Consider the following 17,029-nt stretch of genomic DNA (forward strand, 5'->3'; position numbering starts at 1 on the left):
AACGCAGCGTCAGCGCGGGCCGTCGGCGAAGTCCTTCAGGATTTCGCCGACGCCCGATGGCGAGATCTCAAACCCCAGCGGCGTGCCGGGGTTGATCACCACGCCGTAGCCGCCGGGAACGCGCTTGAGCACGTCCAGCATCAGCATGCGGAGGGTGTGCGGGGCCTGCTGGCTGTGGAAACCGACCCGGCTCATATCGGTGAACACCGACACGTGCAGCACGCCCTGCTTGTCGAACAGCAGCGGATCGAAACCGCTGCCGTCCGGTGTCACCAGGCTGCCGGTGAGCAGCACCACCTCGGACGCCACGAAGGCCTTCATGAACAGGCCGATCGGCAGCTGGCCGTCCATTGCCGTCTTGAGCAGCGTTTCGATCGGGGTCTGGGGGGCAGCAGCGTCGGTCATGGAATGCAGGGGTATGGGTGGGGTTCGCTAGTGTACCGCCGGGGGTGCCAGGAGCCGGCCAGCGGCCGGCACTACGGGCTGGCCGGATCGCCGACGAGGTAGAGGTGGAACGTCGGGTCCTCCTCGGTCAGCGCGACATGCAGGAGACCGAGCCGCGGCAGGGTCCGCAGCCAGTAGGCATGCGCCGCCAGATCGCCGCGGAACACCGCGAGCAGCCATTGCCCCTCGCCGGGGCGCAGCAGTGTGCTGACCACATAAGCGGCCAGGCCTTGCCGCCGGTACTTGGGGAGCACGAAGAGGTCGGCCAGTTCGGGATAGTGGTGGCCGTCCCGTTCCACCCGGTCCACCAGCACGAAGCCGGTGAGTGCTTCGTCGACGAACAACAACCGCGCCCACTGCGGCGCGTTGCGCAGGGAGGCCTCGACATCGCTCCGATCACAGTCGAACAGGCCGTCGGAGCGTACTTCTTCTCCGCTCCAGGCCGACGCCTCGAAGTAGTAGAACTGCATCAGATGGAACAGGCGTTCGGCGTCGCCGGGCGTTGCGTGGCGCAGGGACAGGCGTGACATGGACAGCTTACTCGGGAGGACCGCACTGCGCGGTCGCGAGCCCGATTGTAAGGCCCGGCCCACCGCGAACGGCAGACCGGGCATCGCCCGGCTACTTCGCCAGGCGCTTCGTGCGCGCACGCTGGTCGTCGACCGCTGCCTTCAACTGCTGCTGCAGCGCCGTCTGGTCGACCTGTGCATCCAGCACGAACACGCGCACGCCGTGTGCAGGTACCTCGGCGGTCAGCGATCCCTTCACCGTCTGGCTGGCACCGCCCAGCGCGTCGCGCCAGGTCCCGGCCTGCAGGTAGCGGCTGACCTCGAAGGTGCGCGCCGTGTCACCCTTGTTGAGCAGCACCAGTGCGGTCTGTGCGGTATCGCCCTGCTGCAGCACACGGAAGAACACCGCTTCATCGCCGTGCAGGCGCTCGTTGACCTGCAGGCCGCGCTGCAGGGCGGGGGTGGCCTCGCGCAGCTTGGCGATGCGCTGCAACGGCGCAAAGATCGGGCTCTTCGGCGCCTCATCGACGCGCGCCTGGCCGAAGTAGGCACGGTTGCCGGCATGCTCGGCGCGGCTGCGCATGAAGCCGGTTTCCGAGCCGTAGTAGATCACCGGGATGCCGCGCGCGGTGAACAGCCAGTTGTGGGCGTCGATGAACCCGGCATCGCTGGCATCCAGCCGCGCCATGTCGTGGTTGTCGTAGAAACTCATCAGCTCGTACGGATTGGCATACGGCCCATCCAGCAGGTGCAGCGGCTCGGCCAGGGCCTCAAAGCCTTTCTGCTCCCTGCCAAAGACCGACGACAAGGCGCCGCGCAGCGGGAAGTCGAGCACGGAAACGTTCGCGTTGGCCGGCCAGGTGTGCTCGGCGATCTTGCGGGCGTCGTAGTCGAACGCTTCGCCGAACATGAACATGCCCGGATGCTCCGCGCGGATGCGGTTGACGAAGGCATGCCACCACGGGTGTGGCAGCCAGCCGATGGTGTCGATGCGCAACGCATCCACGCCCTGCGCGGTCCACTGCAGGTACGCGCCGACCAGGTAGTCCATCACCGCCGGATTGTGCTCGTTGAAATCGGAGAGTTCGGCCAGGTTGCCATCGAAGATCAAGCCGCTCTTCCCGTCCACCGGGCCGATGTTGTTGTAGAACGCGTGCAATGGGTTGTGGACCGGGTCCAGCTGCTGCGGCGGGAGGTTCTGATGGTCGGCGATCAGCCGGCCGTCCTTGTCGAAGATCTGCCCGAACTGCGGCTGCGCCACCGGCATCGTCCACGCGGGCGAGCCATGGTTGCCCACGATATCCAGCACCACCTTCAGATCGGCCGCGTGCAGGCCACGGGTGAAATCGGCGAAGTCCAGGTCCTTGCTCGGCAGATGTTCGTCGAGCGTGTAGAAGTTGACGCCCCAGTAGCCGTGGTAGCCGGTCTTGCCGCGGTCGGTCAGCGTGCTGGTGCAGCTGATCGGCTTGCTGCCGGTGAAGGCCTGGTCCGGGTTGTCGATGATCGGGGTGATCCACACCGCGCCGAAGCCCAGATTGCGGATGTACGCGGCGTTGTCGAGCACACCCTTGAAGTCACCGCCGAGATAGCCGATGTTGCCGTCCACCTTGTCCGGGCACGGCACCGGGATGTCGAAGGTGGGGTGTGCACCGCCCTGATCGCGGTGATCGTTGGACGCGTCGCCATTGACGAAGCGGTCGGTGACCACGAAGTAGACCGCCTGGCTGGCGAACGGCTCACGCGTGCCGACATAGTCCGGGCGCTCGACGGCCAGGGCGGGACTGGCGGACAGTACGAATGACAGGGCCAGCGACAACGACGAATACCGGGACATCAGACAACCTCCTGTTGGGATGGCACATACAGCACGCACAGGCCGGCCAGCAGCAGGCTGCCGCCCCCAAGTGCGAGCACGTGCATCGGGTCACCGCCCAGCCACGTGCGCAGCAGGAAGCCGAGCGCACTGGCCGCGACCAGCTGCGGGATCACGATGAAGAAATTGAACAGGCCCATGTAGATCCCCATCTTGGCCGCCGGCACGCTGTCGGACAGCAGCGCATACGGCAGCGACAGGATCGAGGCCCAGGCGAAGCCGACGCCGACCATGGACAGCAGCAGCCAGTGCGGATCTCGGATGAACAGCATCGAGATCAGCCCCAGGCCGCCCAGCCACAGGTTGACCAGGTGACTCCAGCGCAGGCCGAGTGCACGCACCATCAACGGGATCAGCAAGGCCGCCAGTGCGGCGAAGCCGTTGTAGGCACCGAACAGCACACCGACCCAATTGGCGCCGTCGTTGTAGGCGGCCGAGGCGGTATCGGTCGAGCCAAAGTGCGTACCGGCGACGGCGGCGGTGGTGTAGATCCACATCGCGAACAGCGCGAACCACGAGAAGAACTGCACCCACGCCAGGCGACGCATGGTGCGCGGCATCGCACGCAGGTCGTCGACGATGGTGGCCAGCATGTTCGCCCCCGGCACACAGCGCGCCACACCCAGCAGCACGCCATAGGCGATGCACAGGCCAGCCAGCACATACAGCATGCGGTCACCCTGCCGCGCCGCGATGGCGGCGGCCAGCACGATGCCCACCGCCACCCAGCCGCCAATCTGCGCCCACGGCGGCGGTCCTGCCACGCGCGCACTCTGGTGCACCGCGGCCGGCTCGGCATCGTCGAAGCGGGCCAGTTCGGCAGGCGAATACTCCCGGGTGCTGACCACCGTCCAGGTGATCGCCGCCAGCAACACCGCCGCGCCGAAGTAGAACGCGTAGCGCACGGTATCGGGTACCTGCCCCGCTGCGGCCGTATTGGCCACGCCGAAGTGGGCCAGGATGAAAGGCAGGAAGCTGGCGACGATGGCGCCGATGCCGATGAAGAAGCTCTGCATCGCAAAGCCGGTCGGCCGCTGCCGCGGGGCCAGCTGATCGCCGACGAACGCGCGGAACGGCTCCATCGATACGTTGATCGAAGCATCCAGCACCCAGAGCGTGCCGGCCGCGATCCACAGCGTCGGCGAATTCGGCATCACCAGCAGGGCCAGCGTGGTCAGTACCGCACCGATCATGAAGAACGGGCGGCGGCGGCCCCAGCGCGTCCAGGTGCGGTCGGACAGGTAGCCGATCACCGGCTGCACCAGCAGGCCGGTCAGTGGCGCGGCGATCCACAGCCCGGGCACCGCATCCATCGGGGCGCCGAGCGTCTCGAAGATGCGGCTGGCATTGGCGTTCTGCAGCGCGAAGCCGAACTGGATGCCGAGGAAGCCGAAGCACATGTTCCAGATCTGCCAGAACGACAGCGTCGGCTTGGGCGAACGGCTCATCGGCGCGGCTCCGTCGAGGCCGCCATCGGCATCAGGGTCAGTGCGGATACGCGCGCCTGGTTGAGCACGCCCGCGCTGCCGCCCTTGCCGCCGTTGTACTGCGCGAAGTGGGTCAGCGCGCTCATGTTGAAGCCCTCCTCCAGCGAGATGCGGCAGGCCCCTGCCGTCGTCTCGAACTCTACGGCTGTCGAATCCTGTTCGCCCACGCTGTGCGGCATCACGATGGGGCGGCGCTGATCTGACTGACCCTCGCATTGCAGCACCAGCGTCTTCACCGCTGCAGTCACGCCGGTGTTGATCGGGCCGTTGGGGTTGTCGTAGCGCAGGCGTGCACGCCAGCGGCCGGCGGTCGGTGCGATCCACTGCCAGTGCGTGTCGCCGGCCAGCACCTGCTGCGGGCCGATGCAGGTCATCGGGCTGTGCAGCGATTCCAGCGCGCCCTCCCGGCGGGTCAGGCTCAGGCAGTGACTGGCACCGTCCCGGGCAATCGTGGCGACACCCCGTGTGGGCGCCAGCGTCTGGCCGTCGCGCCACAGCACGTGCCCGGCAGGCACCGTGATCTGCCAGCCCGCCGTCGTTTCGCGAGGCACCGGGGTGGCTGGGGTGGCCGGGGCGAACACCGCCGAGGGACGCAGGATGGCCGGTGATGGTGTCGCCCCCGTCGCATGCAACGGCACCAGCTGCACCGTGGTGGTGCTGCCATCGCGCTGGATATCACCCGCCACCAGCAGCTCGCCGGCAAGCTTCTTCGGTCGCACCAGCACATACCGCTGTTTGCCATCGTCCAGGCGGATGCGGTCATGCGCACCGAACAGCGTCGGCACCAGCGACACCGGCAGCTTCGGCGCGATGCGGCCATTGTCTTCCACGCCGAACACCCCTTCCAGCACCATCGAGAGGTACCCGGCCACCGACCACAGCTGCCGCGGCGAATTGACCACCGGGCCGCTGAGGGCGCCATCATCGACATGCACGGCCAGCGTGCGCATCTCGTAGTTTTCCATGTTCGAACCGGCCAGCGCGGTGCCGCGCATCAGCGACTCGATCTCCAGGGCGATGCGCGGGGCATCGTCCAGCCGGCGCGCGGCGCGCAACGAATACGCGCTGACGAAGGGCCAGATGCCGCGGTTGTGATAGATCGGCTGCTGCGCTTCCTGCGGCCAGACGACCGGACTGCCACCGGCCACGGCGGGGTAGTTCGCCAGCGCGCGCCGTGCGCGGTCGGCCGGGAACACATCGGCCAGCACGCCCAGCGAGAGCGCGAGCAGGTCGTACTTGGCGTACGGCACCGGGTGCGCCGCCTCGCCGATGTAGCTCATGTACTGACCGGCCTCCTCGCGCCAGAAGCGTGTATCGATCTGGCCAGCCAGTGCATCCGCCCACTGGCCGTAGGTGGCAGCACGCGCATCGCCGTGCTGGCGGGCCAGTTGCTCGGCCAGCCGCAGCGCCTGGTAATGCAGCACGTTGGTGGAGAGCGCGAAGGACTCGCCGATGAAGCGCACGTCCTCGCGCGTCCAGTCCGGATAGGTCTGCTCGCGCCAATCCAGGAAGGAGGTTTCGCCGCGATACAGGCCGATCCGTGCATCGAACACCGCCCCGCGATCCTGCGCCAGGGTCGCCTGCAGTGCCTGCCAGACCTGGTCGGCGAAGGCCGCGTCATCCAGCAGCCCGCGTGCGGCCAGGAACCACACCACGCGGTCGCTGCTGATCGGCCAGCTGCCCCCGGAGCCGGTGTCCTGGGCGACGAACAGGCCCGGCGTTTGTCCATCGCGCGCGGTGGAAAGCTTGAACTGCAGCGACTGGCGTGTGCGTACCGGATCCAGACGCGACAGCGCCAGATCGGCAGCGAAGCTGACATCACGCGTCCACACATACGGCCAGCGCTCACCGGTCTGGAAGCATGCGCAGGGAACCGGCTTGCCGTGATTGAAGGCCGGGTCGCGGATCGCCTCCACGCGGTCGGCATCCATCTCCTGCTGGGCCAGCCCGAACAGCGCATCGAACAGCACACTGCCGGTTTCGCTGCGCATCGGCTGCGCGTTGACGCGCACCTCGCCCTGCGGTGCGTGCAGACGGTAGCCACCTTCAGCGGCGGTCTCGGCACGCGCATGGCGGCCATCGAAGTCCAGGTCGGCCGCACGTGCGGTGGACCCCATCGCTGCCCCGAGGGCAACGGTCAGGCAGATCATCTTCAGCATCGAAGTGGCGAACCGGCTCGCGCCTGTTGCCTCCCTCCCCTTTGCTCGCGTTGTAGGTCCGCACCGCCTCGCGGCGATGCGCTCGCGGCCCCCTCCCAGGGTGCCTTGGGCCCATGGTAGACGGCACGCCGCAGCCTGCATCGAGCTGCATACGTATTCATGGCCAGGGCGGTCGGCAATCGTGACCGCCTCGCTATAGTCCGGGGGTGTTTTCGGCCGCCTTGGGAGGGGAAATGCCGTCACTGTCGCATCGAACAAACGGGCATTTCGCACGTCGTCGCCTGCCCCTGCTGGGCTGGATCCTCTGCGCATTCAGCGCCACCGCCTTCGCCCAGCCGGTCACTGTCGCCAGTGTCGAGTCGCCCGGCAAGGTACTGCGCGTGTCGCTGCAACTGGATGGTGGCAACCCCAGCTACCGGGTGGACCGTTTCGGCGAGACGGTGGTGGACAACTCCAAGCTCGGCTTCCAATTGCGCGATGGCCGCCTGGACCGCGACCTTGCCGTGGTCGGCCAGCAGTCGCGCAGCGTCGATGAGACCTGGGAGCAGCCCTGGGGCGAGCGCCGGCTGACCCGCAACCACTTCAACGAAGTGGTGGTGCAGCTGGTCGAGCGCAGCGGCACCAAGCGGCGCATCGATGTGGTGTTCCGGGTCTACGACGACGGCCTGGGCTTTCGCTATCACTTCCCGCAGCAGCCGGGGATGCGCGAGGCGATCATCGATGATGAGCTGACCGAGTTCGCGATCGCACCGACCGCCACAGCCTGGTGGATTCCGGCCGGCGAGCCGATCCACTACGAATATCTTTACCAGCGTACGCCGCTGGACCAGGTGCCGCTTGCGCATACGCCGATGACGCTGCGCAGCCGCGATGGACTGCATGTCTCCATCCATGAGGCGGCCCTGGTGGACTACGCCGGCATGTGGCTGCGCCGCACCGAAGGCCAGCGCCTGCGCGCGCAACTGTCACCCTCGGCCGAAGGCTGGAAAGTGCGGCGCAGCCTGCCCTTCGATACGCCGTGGCGCACGCTGCAGATCAGCGACACCGCCGGCGGGCTGGTCGAATCCAGCCTGATCCTCAACCTCAACGAACCCAATGTGCTGGGTGACGTGAGCTGGGTGAAGCCCTCCAAGTACCTGGGTGTGTGGTGGTCGATGCATCTGGACAAGGAAAGCTGGGCCACCGGCCCGCGACACGCCGCGACCACCGCCAAGACCCAACGCGTGATCGACTTCGCTGCCCGGCATGGCTTCCGCGGCGTGCTGGTGGAAGGCTGGAACCCCGGCTGGAACGGCGACTGGGTCGGCAACGGCTACGCGTTCGATTTCACCCGGCCCACTGCGGACTTCGACATCGAGGCGCTGTCGGCCTACGGCGCGACGAAGGGCGTACACCTGATCGGCCACCATGAAACCGGCTGCGCCATCGAACACTACGAGGATCAGCTCGGCGCGGCGCTGGATCTCTACGCGCGGCTGGGCGTGGACTCGTTCAAGAGCGGATACGTGTGCGATGACGGCCAGGTGGATCGGCGCAACCCGGCGGGTGGGCCACTGTGGCGCGAGTGGCACGATGGCCAGTTCATGGCCCGCCATCACCTTAAAGTGGTGCAGGAGGCGGCCAGACGGCATATCGCGGTGAACCCGCACGAGCCGATCAAGGACACCGGCCTGCGCCGCACCTACCCGAACTGGATCACCCGCGAAGGTGCACGTGGGATGGAGTACAACGCCTGGGGACAGCCGCCGAATCCGCCTGAGCACGAGGTCAACCTGGTGTTCACCCGGATGCTGTCCGGGCCGATGGATTACACCCCCGGCATCCTCAGCCTGAAGGGCCGTGGCGGCCAGGCGATCCCCAGCACGCTGGCGCGCCAGCTCGCCCTGTACGTGACGATCTACAGCCCGATCCAGATGGCCGCCGACCTGCCCGAGCACTATGAGCAGCACCGTGAGGCCTTCCGCTTCATCGAAGATGTGGCGGTGGACTGGGAGGACACCCGCGTGCTCAACGGCGAGGTGGGCGACTTCGTGACCATCGTACGCAGGGACCGCCACAGCCGCGACTGGTTCCTGGGCAGCATCACCGACGAGCATGGCCGCGTGCTGCCCATCCCGCTGGGCTTCCTGGAGCCGGGCGTACGTTACCGGGCGGAAATCTATCGCGATGGGGACGGCGCCGATTTCCGCAGCAACCCCTTCGCCTTCGTGCGCGAGACCCGCGAGGTCACCAGCGTCGACGCGCTGACGCTGGTGCTTGCGCCGGGCGGCGGCCAGGCGATCCGCTTTACCCCGCTGTAGACCTGATCAGAGATCTCGACGCAGGCCCATGACGGGTAGTGCGGGCCGCTGGCCGGCTCCTCGGGATGCCAGGCAGATGGAGGAGCCGGCCAGCGGCCGGCACTACCCGTCGACGTTTGCATGGCAAACCGTGGCGCGGTGGCGCGGTGGCGCGCATGCGCCAACGCAGCTGTAATCGATTCCAATGCAGCCAACGTCATTGAATACGTATGCAGGGTGATTCCCGCGGCAGGCGCGCTGCCTACCATAGCCACGCAGTCAACGGCCACCGCGCCGTGACGCTCCCGGGTCCTCCGGGCAACCACAAAATCGATTGGCAACATTGCCTGGGAGGGGAAAATGTTGAACCGCAAGCGCAGCGCGCTGAGTCTCGCGCTGGCCGTCGCCCTGACGCCGTTGATGGCGTCGGCGCAGACCGCCGAATCCAGTACCACCACCCCACCGACCGGAAATACGGCAACCAACCTGGACACCGTCCAGGTCACCGGCATCCGCCGTGGCATCGAGAACGCGATCGCGATCAAGCAGGACGCCACCTCGGTGGTCGAAGCGATCTCGGCCGAGGACATCGGCAAACTGCCTGACGTGAGCATCGCCGAATCGCTGGGCCGCCTGCCCGGCCTGGCCGCCCAGCGCGTGGCCGGCCGCGCCCAGGTCATCAGCGTGCGCGGCCTGTCGCCGGATTTCGCCACCACCCTGCTCAACGGCCGCGAAGTGGTCAGCACCGGTGACAACCGCAGCGTCGAGTTCGACCAGTACCCCTCGGAACTGGTCAACGGCGTGACCGTCTACAAGACCCCGGACGCCGCCCTCGTCGGCCAGGGCCTGTCGGGCACCATCGACATGCAGACCGTGCGTCCGTTGAGCTTCGCTGAGCGCGTGATCGCGATCAGCGGCCGCTACCAGAAGAGCTCGCTGGGCAAGGCCGCCAACGTCGACCCGTACGGCAATCGTTTCAGCGCCAGCTACATCGATCAGTTCCTGGACAACACCCTGGGCATCTCGATCGGCTACGCGCACAGCGACATGCCCATCCAGGAAAACCAGGTCGGCCTGTACGAGCCATGGACCACCGAGCAGACCGACCAGGGCAACCGCCCCGGCCTGGCTCCGGGCACCGTGTTCTCCGATGGCATCAAGGCCCTGCGCCGCACCGGCAACAACGAGCGCGACGGCGTGATGGCCACCGTGCAGTTCCGTCCGTCGAACGTGTGGACCAGCACGCTGGATGCCTTCCACACCGAAGCCGAGCAGATCGACACTGCCAACCAGTTCGAGGTCAACCTCAGCAACTACAACGGCGGCTATACCCCGGGCCTGCTGATCACCAACCCGCAGATCAACGCCGACGGCACCTTCGCCGGTGGCGTGGCGACCGGCGTGTACCCGCTGGTGCGCGGCATGTACAACAAGCGCAAGGACAAGATCGACGCGTTCGGCTGGAACAACGAGTTCAATTTCGAACGGGTCAAGGTCGTTGCGGACGTGAACTACTCCAAGGCCACGCGCAATGAGCTGAACCTGGAGAACAACCTGCAGCTCACCCCGATGCCGCAGCTGGATTCGGTCGGCGTGGTGGTCAAACCGGATGGTTTCTCACAGATCAGCCCGGGCCTGGACTATTCCAACCCGAACGCGCTGTTCCTGACCAACACCATCTACGGCTCCGGCTACGGCAAGGTGCCGATGGTCGAAGACCGCCTGAAGGGCGCCCGCCTGCAGGCCACCTTCGCGATGCCCGATTCGCTGCCGTGGTTCTCCGATGTGGACGTGGGCGTGAACTACGCCGACCGCCGCAAGGACAAGACCCAGGCCGAGGGCAACATCCTGCTGGGCGACCAGGGCGATGCCAACATCGCCAGTGACCTGCAGTACGCGCCGGTCAATCTGGGCTTCGCCGGTATCGGCTACATCCCCGCCTGGAACGTCCCGGCCGCGGTGGACCGCTACATGGTGTTCAACCCGGTCACCAACCTGGACTACCTGATTCCCAAGGCCTGGACGGTGCAGGAAAAGACAAGCACCGCCTGGATCCGCGCCAACATCAACACCGACCTGGGCGAGGTCGGCCTGCGCGGCAACATCGGCGTACAGATGGTGCGTACCGACCAGAGCTCGCAGTCCAACTACTTCGACCGCTCACGTCCGGACGGCCAGAACATCCTGCCGATCGATGACGGCAAGACCTATACCGACTGGCTGCCGAGTTTGAACCTGGCCTTCATGTTCCCGCACCAGCAGACACTGCGCTTCGCCGTGGCCAAGCAGGTGGCACGCCCGCGCGTGGACCAGATGCGGGCCGGCCTGGAGTTCGGCGTGGACACCGCCACCGGCAAGCCCGGCGGCAGCGGTGGCAACCCGCTGCTGGATCCGTGGCGCGCCAACGCCATCGACCTCTCGTACGAAAAGTACTTCGGCGAGAAGGCCTACGTGGCCGCCGCGGTGTTCTTCAAGGACCTGAAGTCCTACGTCTACACGCAGTCGCGCGATGACTACGACTTCAGTGACCTGCTGGCCAGCTACGTGCCGCCGCCGGGCATGATCGTGCCGGTGCTGCCGACCGGCACCTTCTCGGCCCCGCAGAACGGCCAAGGTGGCAAGCTGAAGGGGCTGGAGCTGACCGCCTCCTTCCCGCTGGAGATGCTGACCGAGAGCCTGCGCGGCTTCGGCGTGCAGGCCAGTGCGACGTTCAACGACAGCGACATCAAGATCCTGGACCCGGAAAGCGCCTCCAGCGTGGGCAGCGATCCGATCAGCCTGCCGGGCCTGTCCGAGCGCGTGTACAACTTCACCGCGTACTACGAGCGCAGTGGATTCGAGGCACGCGTGAGCCAGCGCCGTCGCTCGGACTTCATCGGCGAGATCGGCAATTTCAACGGCAACCGCACCCTGCGATACGTGGTCGGCGAGAACGTGACGGATGCGCAGGTCAGCTACACCTTCGCCGACAGCAGCAGCCTGCATGGGCTGACGCTGCTGCTGCAGGGAAGCAACCTGACCAACGAGCCGTATCGGACCTATGCCGGCACCAAGGATCGCCCGCTGGAGTACGTGGAGTGGGGCCGCACCTACATGCTGGGCGTGAACTACAAGTTCTGATTGAGGTGGCGTCAGCGACGTAATGGCAACATCGAAGAACCCGCTGCTTGTGCAGCGGGTTTTTTGTTGGATTTTCTCTGCCCCTGAAGAGCGTCAGCGCCGGCTGTCCTTGGTCTGGTCGGGGGGTGTGTGGCCGATCCGACCATTGCGCATGCTTCAGCTGCTTCAGCTGCTTCAACTGTTTCAACACCTGAGACCAGCGCGACAGCTCAAGCCTGTCGATTTACGGTCGACATCAGCATTGCGGTTGCCAGGACGCGCTGGCCCCGCGTCGCTTTTCCCTTGCGCACCAGCCCATTGTCAAAGGGCGGGCACAAGCGCAGCCCAACGCGCCGTTGCCGTTGCTGTGGCCCAACGCACGAACGCAAGACAAAAAAAGGGCGAGGCACCCGGCCCCGCCCTCTCAACACCACCGGAAACCCACTCAGCTGCGTCGCGCGCAATACATCGACTGCGCCGGCAACACCAGCTCACCACCGACCACCTCGCCGACATCCGGACCCGGCACATGCATCGCCTGCCAATCACCCACCGGCAGCGCAACCCGAGCCGTCCCGGCCGACAGATTGAACGCCAACAGCAACGTCTCCTCCCCGTGCACCCGCTCGAACATCAACACCGGCTCGGCGCACTCGAGGAAACGAATATCCCCCACCAACAGCGTCGGCATCGTCCGCCGCCATGCCAGGAACTGACGGAACGAGTTCAACACCGAATGCGGATCCTGTTCCTGCGTCGCCACCGACGCGGCCTGATGCTCCGCCGGAATCGGCAGCCACGGCTCGCCCGTCGTGAAGCCCGCCTTCGGGGCATCCAGCCACGGCATCGGCGTGCGGCAGCCGTCGCGCCCCTTGAAGTTCGGCCAGAAGGTAATGCCGTACGGGTCCTGCAGCGCCTCGAACGGCACGTCCGCCTCGCCCAACCCCAGTTCCTCGCCCTGGTACAGGCAGATCGAACCGCGCAGCGAACACAGCATCGCTACCAGCATCCGCGCCAACCGCGGTTGGGCCGGATGGCCGCCCCAGCGCGTCACTGCGCGCTCCACGTCGTGGTTGGAGATCGCCCAGCACGGCCAGCCTTCGGTCATCGTCGCTTCCAGCCGCGACACCGTATCGCGGATGTAACCGGCGCTGAAATCCTTCACCAGCAGCTCGAAGCTGTAGCCCATGTGCAGCCGGCCCGGCGCGGTGTACTCGGCCGTGGTGGCCAGCGAATCTTCCGCGGAGATCTCGCCCAGGCTGACCGAGCCGGGATACTCGTCCAGCAGCACGCGCAGCCGCTCGATGAACCCGATGTTCTCCGGCTGGGTGTTGTTGTAGTAGTGGTACTGGTAGGCGTACGGGTTGTCCGCGCTGAAGCCACGGCCCAGACGCTTCTCCAGCGGCTTGGCCGGGTTGTCGCGCAGCTGTGCATCGTGGAAGCAGAAGTTGATCGAATCCAGGCGGAAGCCGTCCACGCCGCGATCCAGCCAGAACCGCACGTAATCCAGCGTGGCCTGCTGCACCGCCGGGTTGTGGAAGTTCAGGTCGGGCTGGTCGGCCAGGAAGTTGTGCAGGAAGTACTGCTCGCGGCGCGGCTCCCACTGCCAGGCCACGCCGCCGAAGATCGACATCCAGTTGTTGGGCGGGGTGCCGTCCTCGCGCGGGTCGGCCCATACGTACCAGTCCGCCTTGGGATTGGTGCGGTCCTGGCGGCTCTCCTGGAACCAGGCATGCTCGATCGAAGTATGGCTGAACACCTGGTCGATCATCACCTTCAGGCCCAGCGCATGCGCCTTGGCCAGCAGCTGGTCGAAGTCGGCCAGCGTGCCGAACATCGGATCGACATCGCGGTGGTCGGCGATGTCATAGCCGAAGTCGGCCATCGGCGATTTGAAGAACGGCGAGACCCAGATCGCGTCGACGCCCAGCGCGGCCACGTAGTCCAGGCGTTCGATGATGCCGGGCAGGTCGCCCACGCCATCGCCATTGGCATCCAGGAAACTGCGCGGGTAGATCTGATAGATGACGGCACCGCGCCACCATGGAGACTGCGACATTGAGGCCCCCCTTCGGGCTTCCACGGCACCCGCGAGGGGGCCAGAAACGAACCCGACAAGCTTAGCGGGGCGCCTCCAGCGGTGGGGTCGCATGCATACGTATTCACGCCAGATGGCGGCGCGGGGCGCATTCCCAGCGCCCGGCCGGGCGGCAGCCAACCGGGCACGGCGCATCGGTGGCGGCGCCCAGGATCGGCAGGGCCCGCCCCTCCCCCCCGCGTCTGCCGCGCACCTTGGCCGGGCCACAGGCGCGTCTTCGCAGGCGGAATACGACGGCACCGCCTATAATTCCGGCCAAGCCTGAAAGTCAGACCGCATGACCATCACCGAAGACACCCGCCCCGCGCTGGGCCTGCCCCAGATCCAGTCGCTCGCTGCGCCCGACATGGACGCCGTCGATGCGCTGATTCGTCGCCGACTGTCCTCGGATGTCGTGCTGATCAACCAGATCGCCGACCACATCATCTCGGCCGGCGGCAAGCGCCTGCGCCCGATGCTGGTGATGCTGGCTGGCCGCGCGGTCGGCCAGGCCGGTCCGGAACACCACCAGCTGGCCGCGATCATCGAGTTCATCCATACCTCGACCCTGCTGCACGACGACGTGGTGGACGAATCCAGCCTGCGGCGTGGCCGCAGCACCGCCAATGCACTGTGGGGCAACGCCCCGAGCGTGCTGGTCGGCGATTTCCTGTACTCGCGCAGCTTCCAGCTGATGGTCGAACTGGACCGCATGCCGGTCATGCGGATCCTGGCCGACACCACCAACCGCATCGCCGAGGGGGAAGTGCTGCAGCTGCTGCACGTGCATAACCCGGATACCGACGAGGCCGCCTACCTGCGTGTGATCGAGCGCAAGACCGCGGTGCTGTTCGCCGCCGGCACCCGTCTGGGCGCGCTGGCCAGTGGTGTCGATGAGGCCACCCAGCAGGCGCTGTACGACTACGGCATGCACCTGGGCTACGCCTTCCAGATTGCCGACGATGTGCTGGACTACTCGGCCAACGCCGATGAGCTGGGCAAGAACCTGGGCGACGACCTCGCCGAGGGCAAGGCCACCCTGCCGCTGATCCACGCGATGGCGCATTCGGATGCCACCACCCGCGAGCGCCTGCGCGAGATCGTGCAGAACGGTGACGCCGAGGCGATGCCGGAAGTGTTGGCGGCCATCCACGCCACCGGCGGCCTGGACTACAGCCGCGCGCGCGCCGAGGAGTATGCCGACGCCGCCGAGCGTGCGCTCGACGGCCTGGCCGACAACGATGCCGTGGCCGCCCTGCGCGGGCTGGCCCGCTACGCGGTGCAGCGTTCGCATTGAGGGAGGGCGTTCCGCCCGACGGTTGTAACCCTCAGAGGTAGAGCCGACCGTTGGTCGGCTTCTCGTCCTCCCGGCGCCGCGATCCCCGATGAACGCACCACGCCATGCGCGTTGCAGCCGACCAACGGTCGGCTCTACCGGGCTCTGGTCTCGAACCGCTCCTCGAAGAATTCATCCAGCGCCTTCCAGGCACGCTTGGCCGCCCGTTCGTTGTACAGGCAGCCTGGCGGGCTGTTGGCATCGGACTCGGCGAAGCAGTGCACCGCGCCGCTGTAGTTGGTGAACTCCCAGTCCACCTTGGCCGCGTTCATTTCCTGCTCGAAGCTGGCGATGTCCGCTTTGCTCACGCCCTTGTCGTCGGCGCCATTGAGCACCAGCACGGAGGGATGCGTCCCGCCGGCCTTGGCCGGGAGCGGTGAGCCCAGGCCACCGTGCAGGCTGACCACGCCAGCCAGCGGTGCGCCGGCGCGCGCCATCTCCAGCACCGTAGTCCCGCCGAAGCAGAACCCTACCGCGCCGATCCGGCTGGCATCCAGCGGCGCCTTCCCGGCCTGGGCCTTGAGCACCTCGATCGCCTTGAGCGCACGGGCGCGCAGCACGGGGCGGTCGTTGCGCAGCTTGGTCGCCACCGGACCGGCCTCGGCGTCGGTCTTCGGTCGCACGCCCTTGCCGTACACATCGGCGACCAGCACCACGTAGTCATCGCCGGCGAGCTGCTTGGCCTTGGCGATGGCCGAGTCGTTCACGCCCTTCCAGTTCGGCACCATCACCAGACCGGGGCGCTTGTCATTGTCACTGTCGTCGTAGACCAGCACCCCACTGAACGTGGTGCCGTCCTGGGTCCACTCCACCGGCTTGGCCTGCATCGCCGCCAGCGCGGGCAACGCCGTCATGCCCAACAGCACCGCCGCACCCCACCGCCATTGCCTGTTCATGCGTCTGCTCCCGACAGAAAGAGCCCCGAGTGTATGACGGCCGGTTGACGGCACCGTGTAGAAGCGCCTGGGCACCTCCCCCCCGTGATCCGGCAGGCCGGCCACGCCCGACCTCATCTGGATTGATCACCGCCGTCCCAGTTATTGGATTAACTCCCTCCGTCCCTGTTATGGCAGGCTGGCCGGCCCCGTGTACGGAATACCCCATGAGCCTTGTCGACCGCTTCCTCTCCGGCCTGGTGCCGCGCCTGCCCGACGACGATGCGAGGATGTGGGCCTGGGTCGAGGGCGCCAGCACGGCCGATCTGCAGCGCCTGCGCGAGCGCTGGCCACAGGCGCCCGAGAGCCTGCTCGCCTTGTTGGCGCGGGTCGATGGCACGCATCTCCGTGCCTACCCCGGTGGCAAAGTGACGGTGCTGATGCTGGGCTCGGATGTCGAAGAGGGACACTACCCCTACTACCTGCGTTCGGTGGACCAGGTGTTCGAAGACAGCGCGCAGTGGGATGACAGCATCCGCTCGATCTACGAGGAATGGCTGGAAGAAGACCCCGGGATTCTCGGCGAGGGCATCGATGCGGACCTGCCGATGGGCAAGCGCCTGTGCTTCTCGCACTGCATGAACAACGGTGGCACTTCGGTGCTGTACCTGGATTTCGATCCCGCGCCGGGCGGCACCGTCGGCCAGGTGGTGCGCTACCTGCACGACCCGGACAGCTACCGGGTGATCGCGCCGGGTTTCGATGCATACCTGCAGCAGCTCATCGAAAACGACTACGCCTTCATCGATGAGGAAGAGGTCTGACGCGTAGATCACCGACGTGCCCCGCGCGGATGAACGATGCCGCACATCCCAGGGGCAGAGCCACGCC

Annotated in this window: 11 protein-coding genes; 4 read left to right on the forward strand and 7 right to left on the reverse strand. The window is 66.7% G+C overall.

The genetic code is table 11. The features are described 5' to 3' along the window. Positions 1-9: 9 nt before the first annotated feature. From NJD74_RS03740 to NJD74_RS03760, 5 genes are all read right to left on the reverse strand, one after another. Positions 10-405 carry an SseB family protein gene (locus tag NJD74_RS03740; RefSeq protein ID WP_102789089.1) on the reverse strand — a complete coding sequence of 132 codons (396 nt, stop codon included), beginning with the start codon at positions 403-405 and terminating at the stop codon, positions 10-12. Positions 406-476: 71 nt separating this feature from the next. Further along, positions 477-974 (reverse strand): GNAT family N-acetyltransferase, encoded by a 498-nt coding sequence (locus NJD74_RS03745; protein ID WP_319623695.1) that lies wholly within the window; start codon positions 972-974, stop codon positions 477-479. Between the two features lie 91 nt (positions 975-1,065). Beyond that, complete coding sequence (locus NJD74_RS03750) at positions 1,066-2,787, reverse strand: alpha-amylase family glycosyl hydrolase (RefSeq protein WP_319623696.1); 1,722 nt, start codon at positions 2,785-2,787, stop codon at positions 1,066-1,068. Further along, positions 2,787-4,274 (reverse strand): MFS transporter, encoded by a 1,488-nt coding sequence (locus NJD74_RS03755; protein WP_319623697.1) that lies wholly within the window; start codon positions 4,272-4,274, stop codon positions 2,787-2,789. Before NJD74_RS03755 ends, NJD74_RS03750 begins: the two co-directional genes overlap by 1 nt. Next, complete coding sequence (locus NJD74_RS03760; RefSeq protein WP_319623698.1) at positions 4,271-6,472, reverse strand: Six-hairpin glycosidase-like protein; 2,202 nt, start codon at positions 6,470-6,472, stop codon at positions 4,271-4,273. The genes NJD74_RS03755 and NJD74_RS03760 overlap by 4 nt, the downstream gene beginning before the upstream one ends. A 233-nt stretch (positions 6,473-6,705) precedes the next feature. On the opposite strand from NJD74_RS03760, the gene NJD74_RS03765 reads away from it, so the two are divergent. Together NJD74_RS03765 and NJD74_RS03770 are read left to right on the forward strand one after the other, a co-directional pair. Then, on the forward strand, positions 6,706-8,772 hold the full coding sequence (locus NJD74_RS03765; protein ID WP_319623699.1) for a glycoside hydrolase family 97 protein: 2,067 nt from the start codon (positions 6,706-6,708) through the stop codon (positions 8,770-8,772). A gap of 339 nt (positions 8,773-9,111) precedes the next feature. Then, positions 9,112-11,871, forward strand: a complete 2,760-nt coding sequence (locus NJD74_RS03770; protein ID WP_167390375.1) for a TonB-dependent receptor — start codon at positions 9,112-9,114, stop codon at positions 11,869-11,871. Between the two features lie 424 nt (positions 11,872-12,295). Here the strand turns inward: NJD74_RS03770 and NJD74_RS03775 are convergent, their stop codons facing one another. Next, positions 12,296-13,909, reverse strand: coding sequence for an alpha-glucosidase (locus NJD74_RS03775; protein ID WP_102789096.1), 1,614 nt, complete (start codon positions 13,907-13,909; stop codon positions 12,296-12,298). Positions 13,910-14,225: 316 nt separating this feature from the next. Here NJD74_RS03775 and NJD74_RS03780 point away from each other — a divergent pair, with 316 nt between their 5' ends. Next, the gene (locus tag NJD74_RS03780) at positions 14,226-15,224 is read left to right on the forward strand and encodes a polyprenyl synthetase family protein (RefSeq protein ID WP_070426810.1); all 999 of its coding nucleotides are present in this window, start codon (positions 14,226-14,228) and stop codon (positions 15,222-15,224) included. A 134-nt stretch (positions 15,225-15,358) separates the two neighbouring features. On the opposite strand, the gene NJD74_RS03785 is transcribed toward NJD74_RS03780, so the two are convergent. Next, positions 15,359-16,159 carry a dienelactone hydrolase family protein gene (locus NJD74_RS03785; protein ID WP_046273015.1) on the reverse strand — a complete coding sequence of 267 codons (801 nt, stop codon included), beginning with the start codon at positions 16,157-16,159 and terminating at the stop codon, positions 15,359-15,361. Positions 16,160-16,365: 206 nt separating this feature from the next. Between NJD74_RS03785 and NJD74_RS03790 the strand changes: the two genes are divergently transcribed. After that, positions 16,366-16,962, forward strand: coding sequence for an SMI1/KNR4 family protein (locus NJD74_RS03790; RefSeq protein ID WP_319623700.1), 597 nt, complete (start codon positions 16,366-16,368; stop codon positions 16,960-16,962). Positions 16,963-17,029: the final 67 nt, after the last annotated feature.

Origin of the sequence: Stenotrophomonas sp. RG-453 (assembly GCF_033843685.1) — a bacterium.
GTDB lineage: Bacteria > Pseudomonadota > Gammaproteobacteria > Xanthomonadales > Xanthomonadaceae > Stenotrophomonas > Stenotrophomonas bentonitica_A.

Excerpts from the sequence above, each read along its gene's own strand:
- NJD74_RS03740 (WP_102789089.1), bottom strand. The coding sequence starts at position 405 with ATGACCGACGCTGCTGCCCCCCAGACCCCGATCGAAACGCTGCTCAAG.
- NJD74_RS03745 (WP_319623695.1), bottom strand. The coding sequence starts at position 974 with ATGTCACGCCTGTCCCTGCGCCACGCAACGCCCGGCGACGCCGAACGC.
- NJD74_RS03750 (WP_319623696.1), bottom strand. The coding sequence starts at position 2,787 with ATGTCCCGGTATTCGTCGTTGTCGCTGGCCCTGTCATTCGTACTGTCC.
- NJD74_RS03755 (WP_319623697.1), bottom strand. The coding sequence starts at position 4,274 with ATGAGCCGTTCGCCCAAGCCGACGCTGTCGTTCTGGCAGATCTGGAAC.
- NJD74_RS03760 (WP_319623698.1), bottom strand. The coding sequence starts at position 6,472 with ATGCTGAAGATGATCTGCCTGACCGTTGCCCTCGGGGCAGCGATGGGG.
- NJD74_RS03765 (WP_319623699.1), top strand. The coding sequence starts at position 6,706 with ATGCCGTCACTGTCGCATCGAACAAACGGGCATTTCGCACGTCGTCGC.
- NJD74_RS03770 (WP_167390375.1), top strand. The coding sequence starts at position 9,112 with ATGTTGAACCGCAAGCGCAGCGCGCTGAGTCTCGCGCTGGCCGTCGCC.
- NJD74_RS03775 (WP_102789096.1), bottom strand. The coding sequence starts at position 13,909 with ATGTCGCAGTCTCCATGGTGGCGCGGTGCCGTCATCTATCAGATCTAC.
- NJD74_RS03780 (WP_070426810.1), top strand. The coding sequence starts at position 14,226 with ATGACCATCACCGAAGACACCCGCCCCGCGCTGGGCCTGCCCCAGATC.
- NJD74_RS03785 (WP_046273015.1), bottom strand. The coding sequence starts at position 16,159 with ATGAACAGGCAATGGCGGTGGGGTGCGGCGGTGCTGTTGGGCATGACG.
- NJD74_RS03790 (WP_319623700.1), top strand. The coding sequence starts at position 16,366 with ATGAGCCTTGTCGACCGCTTCCTCTCCGGCCTGGTGCCGCGCCTGCCC.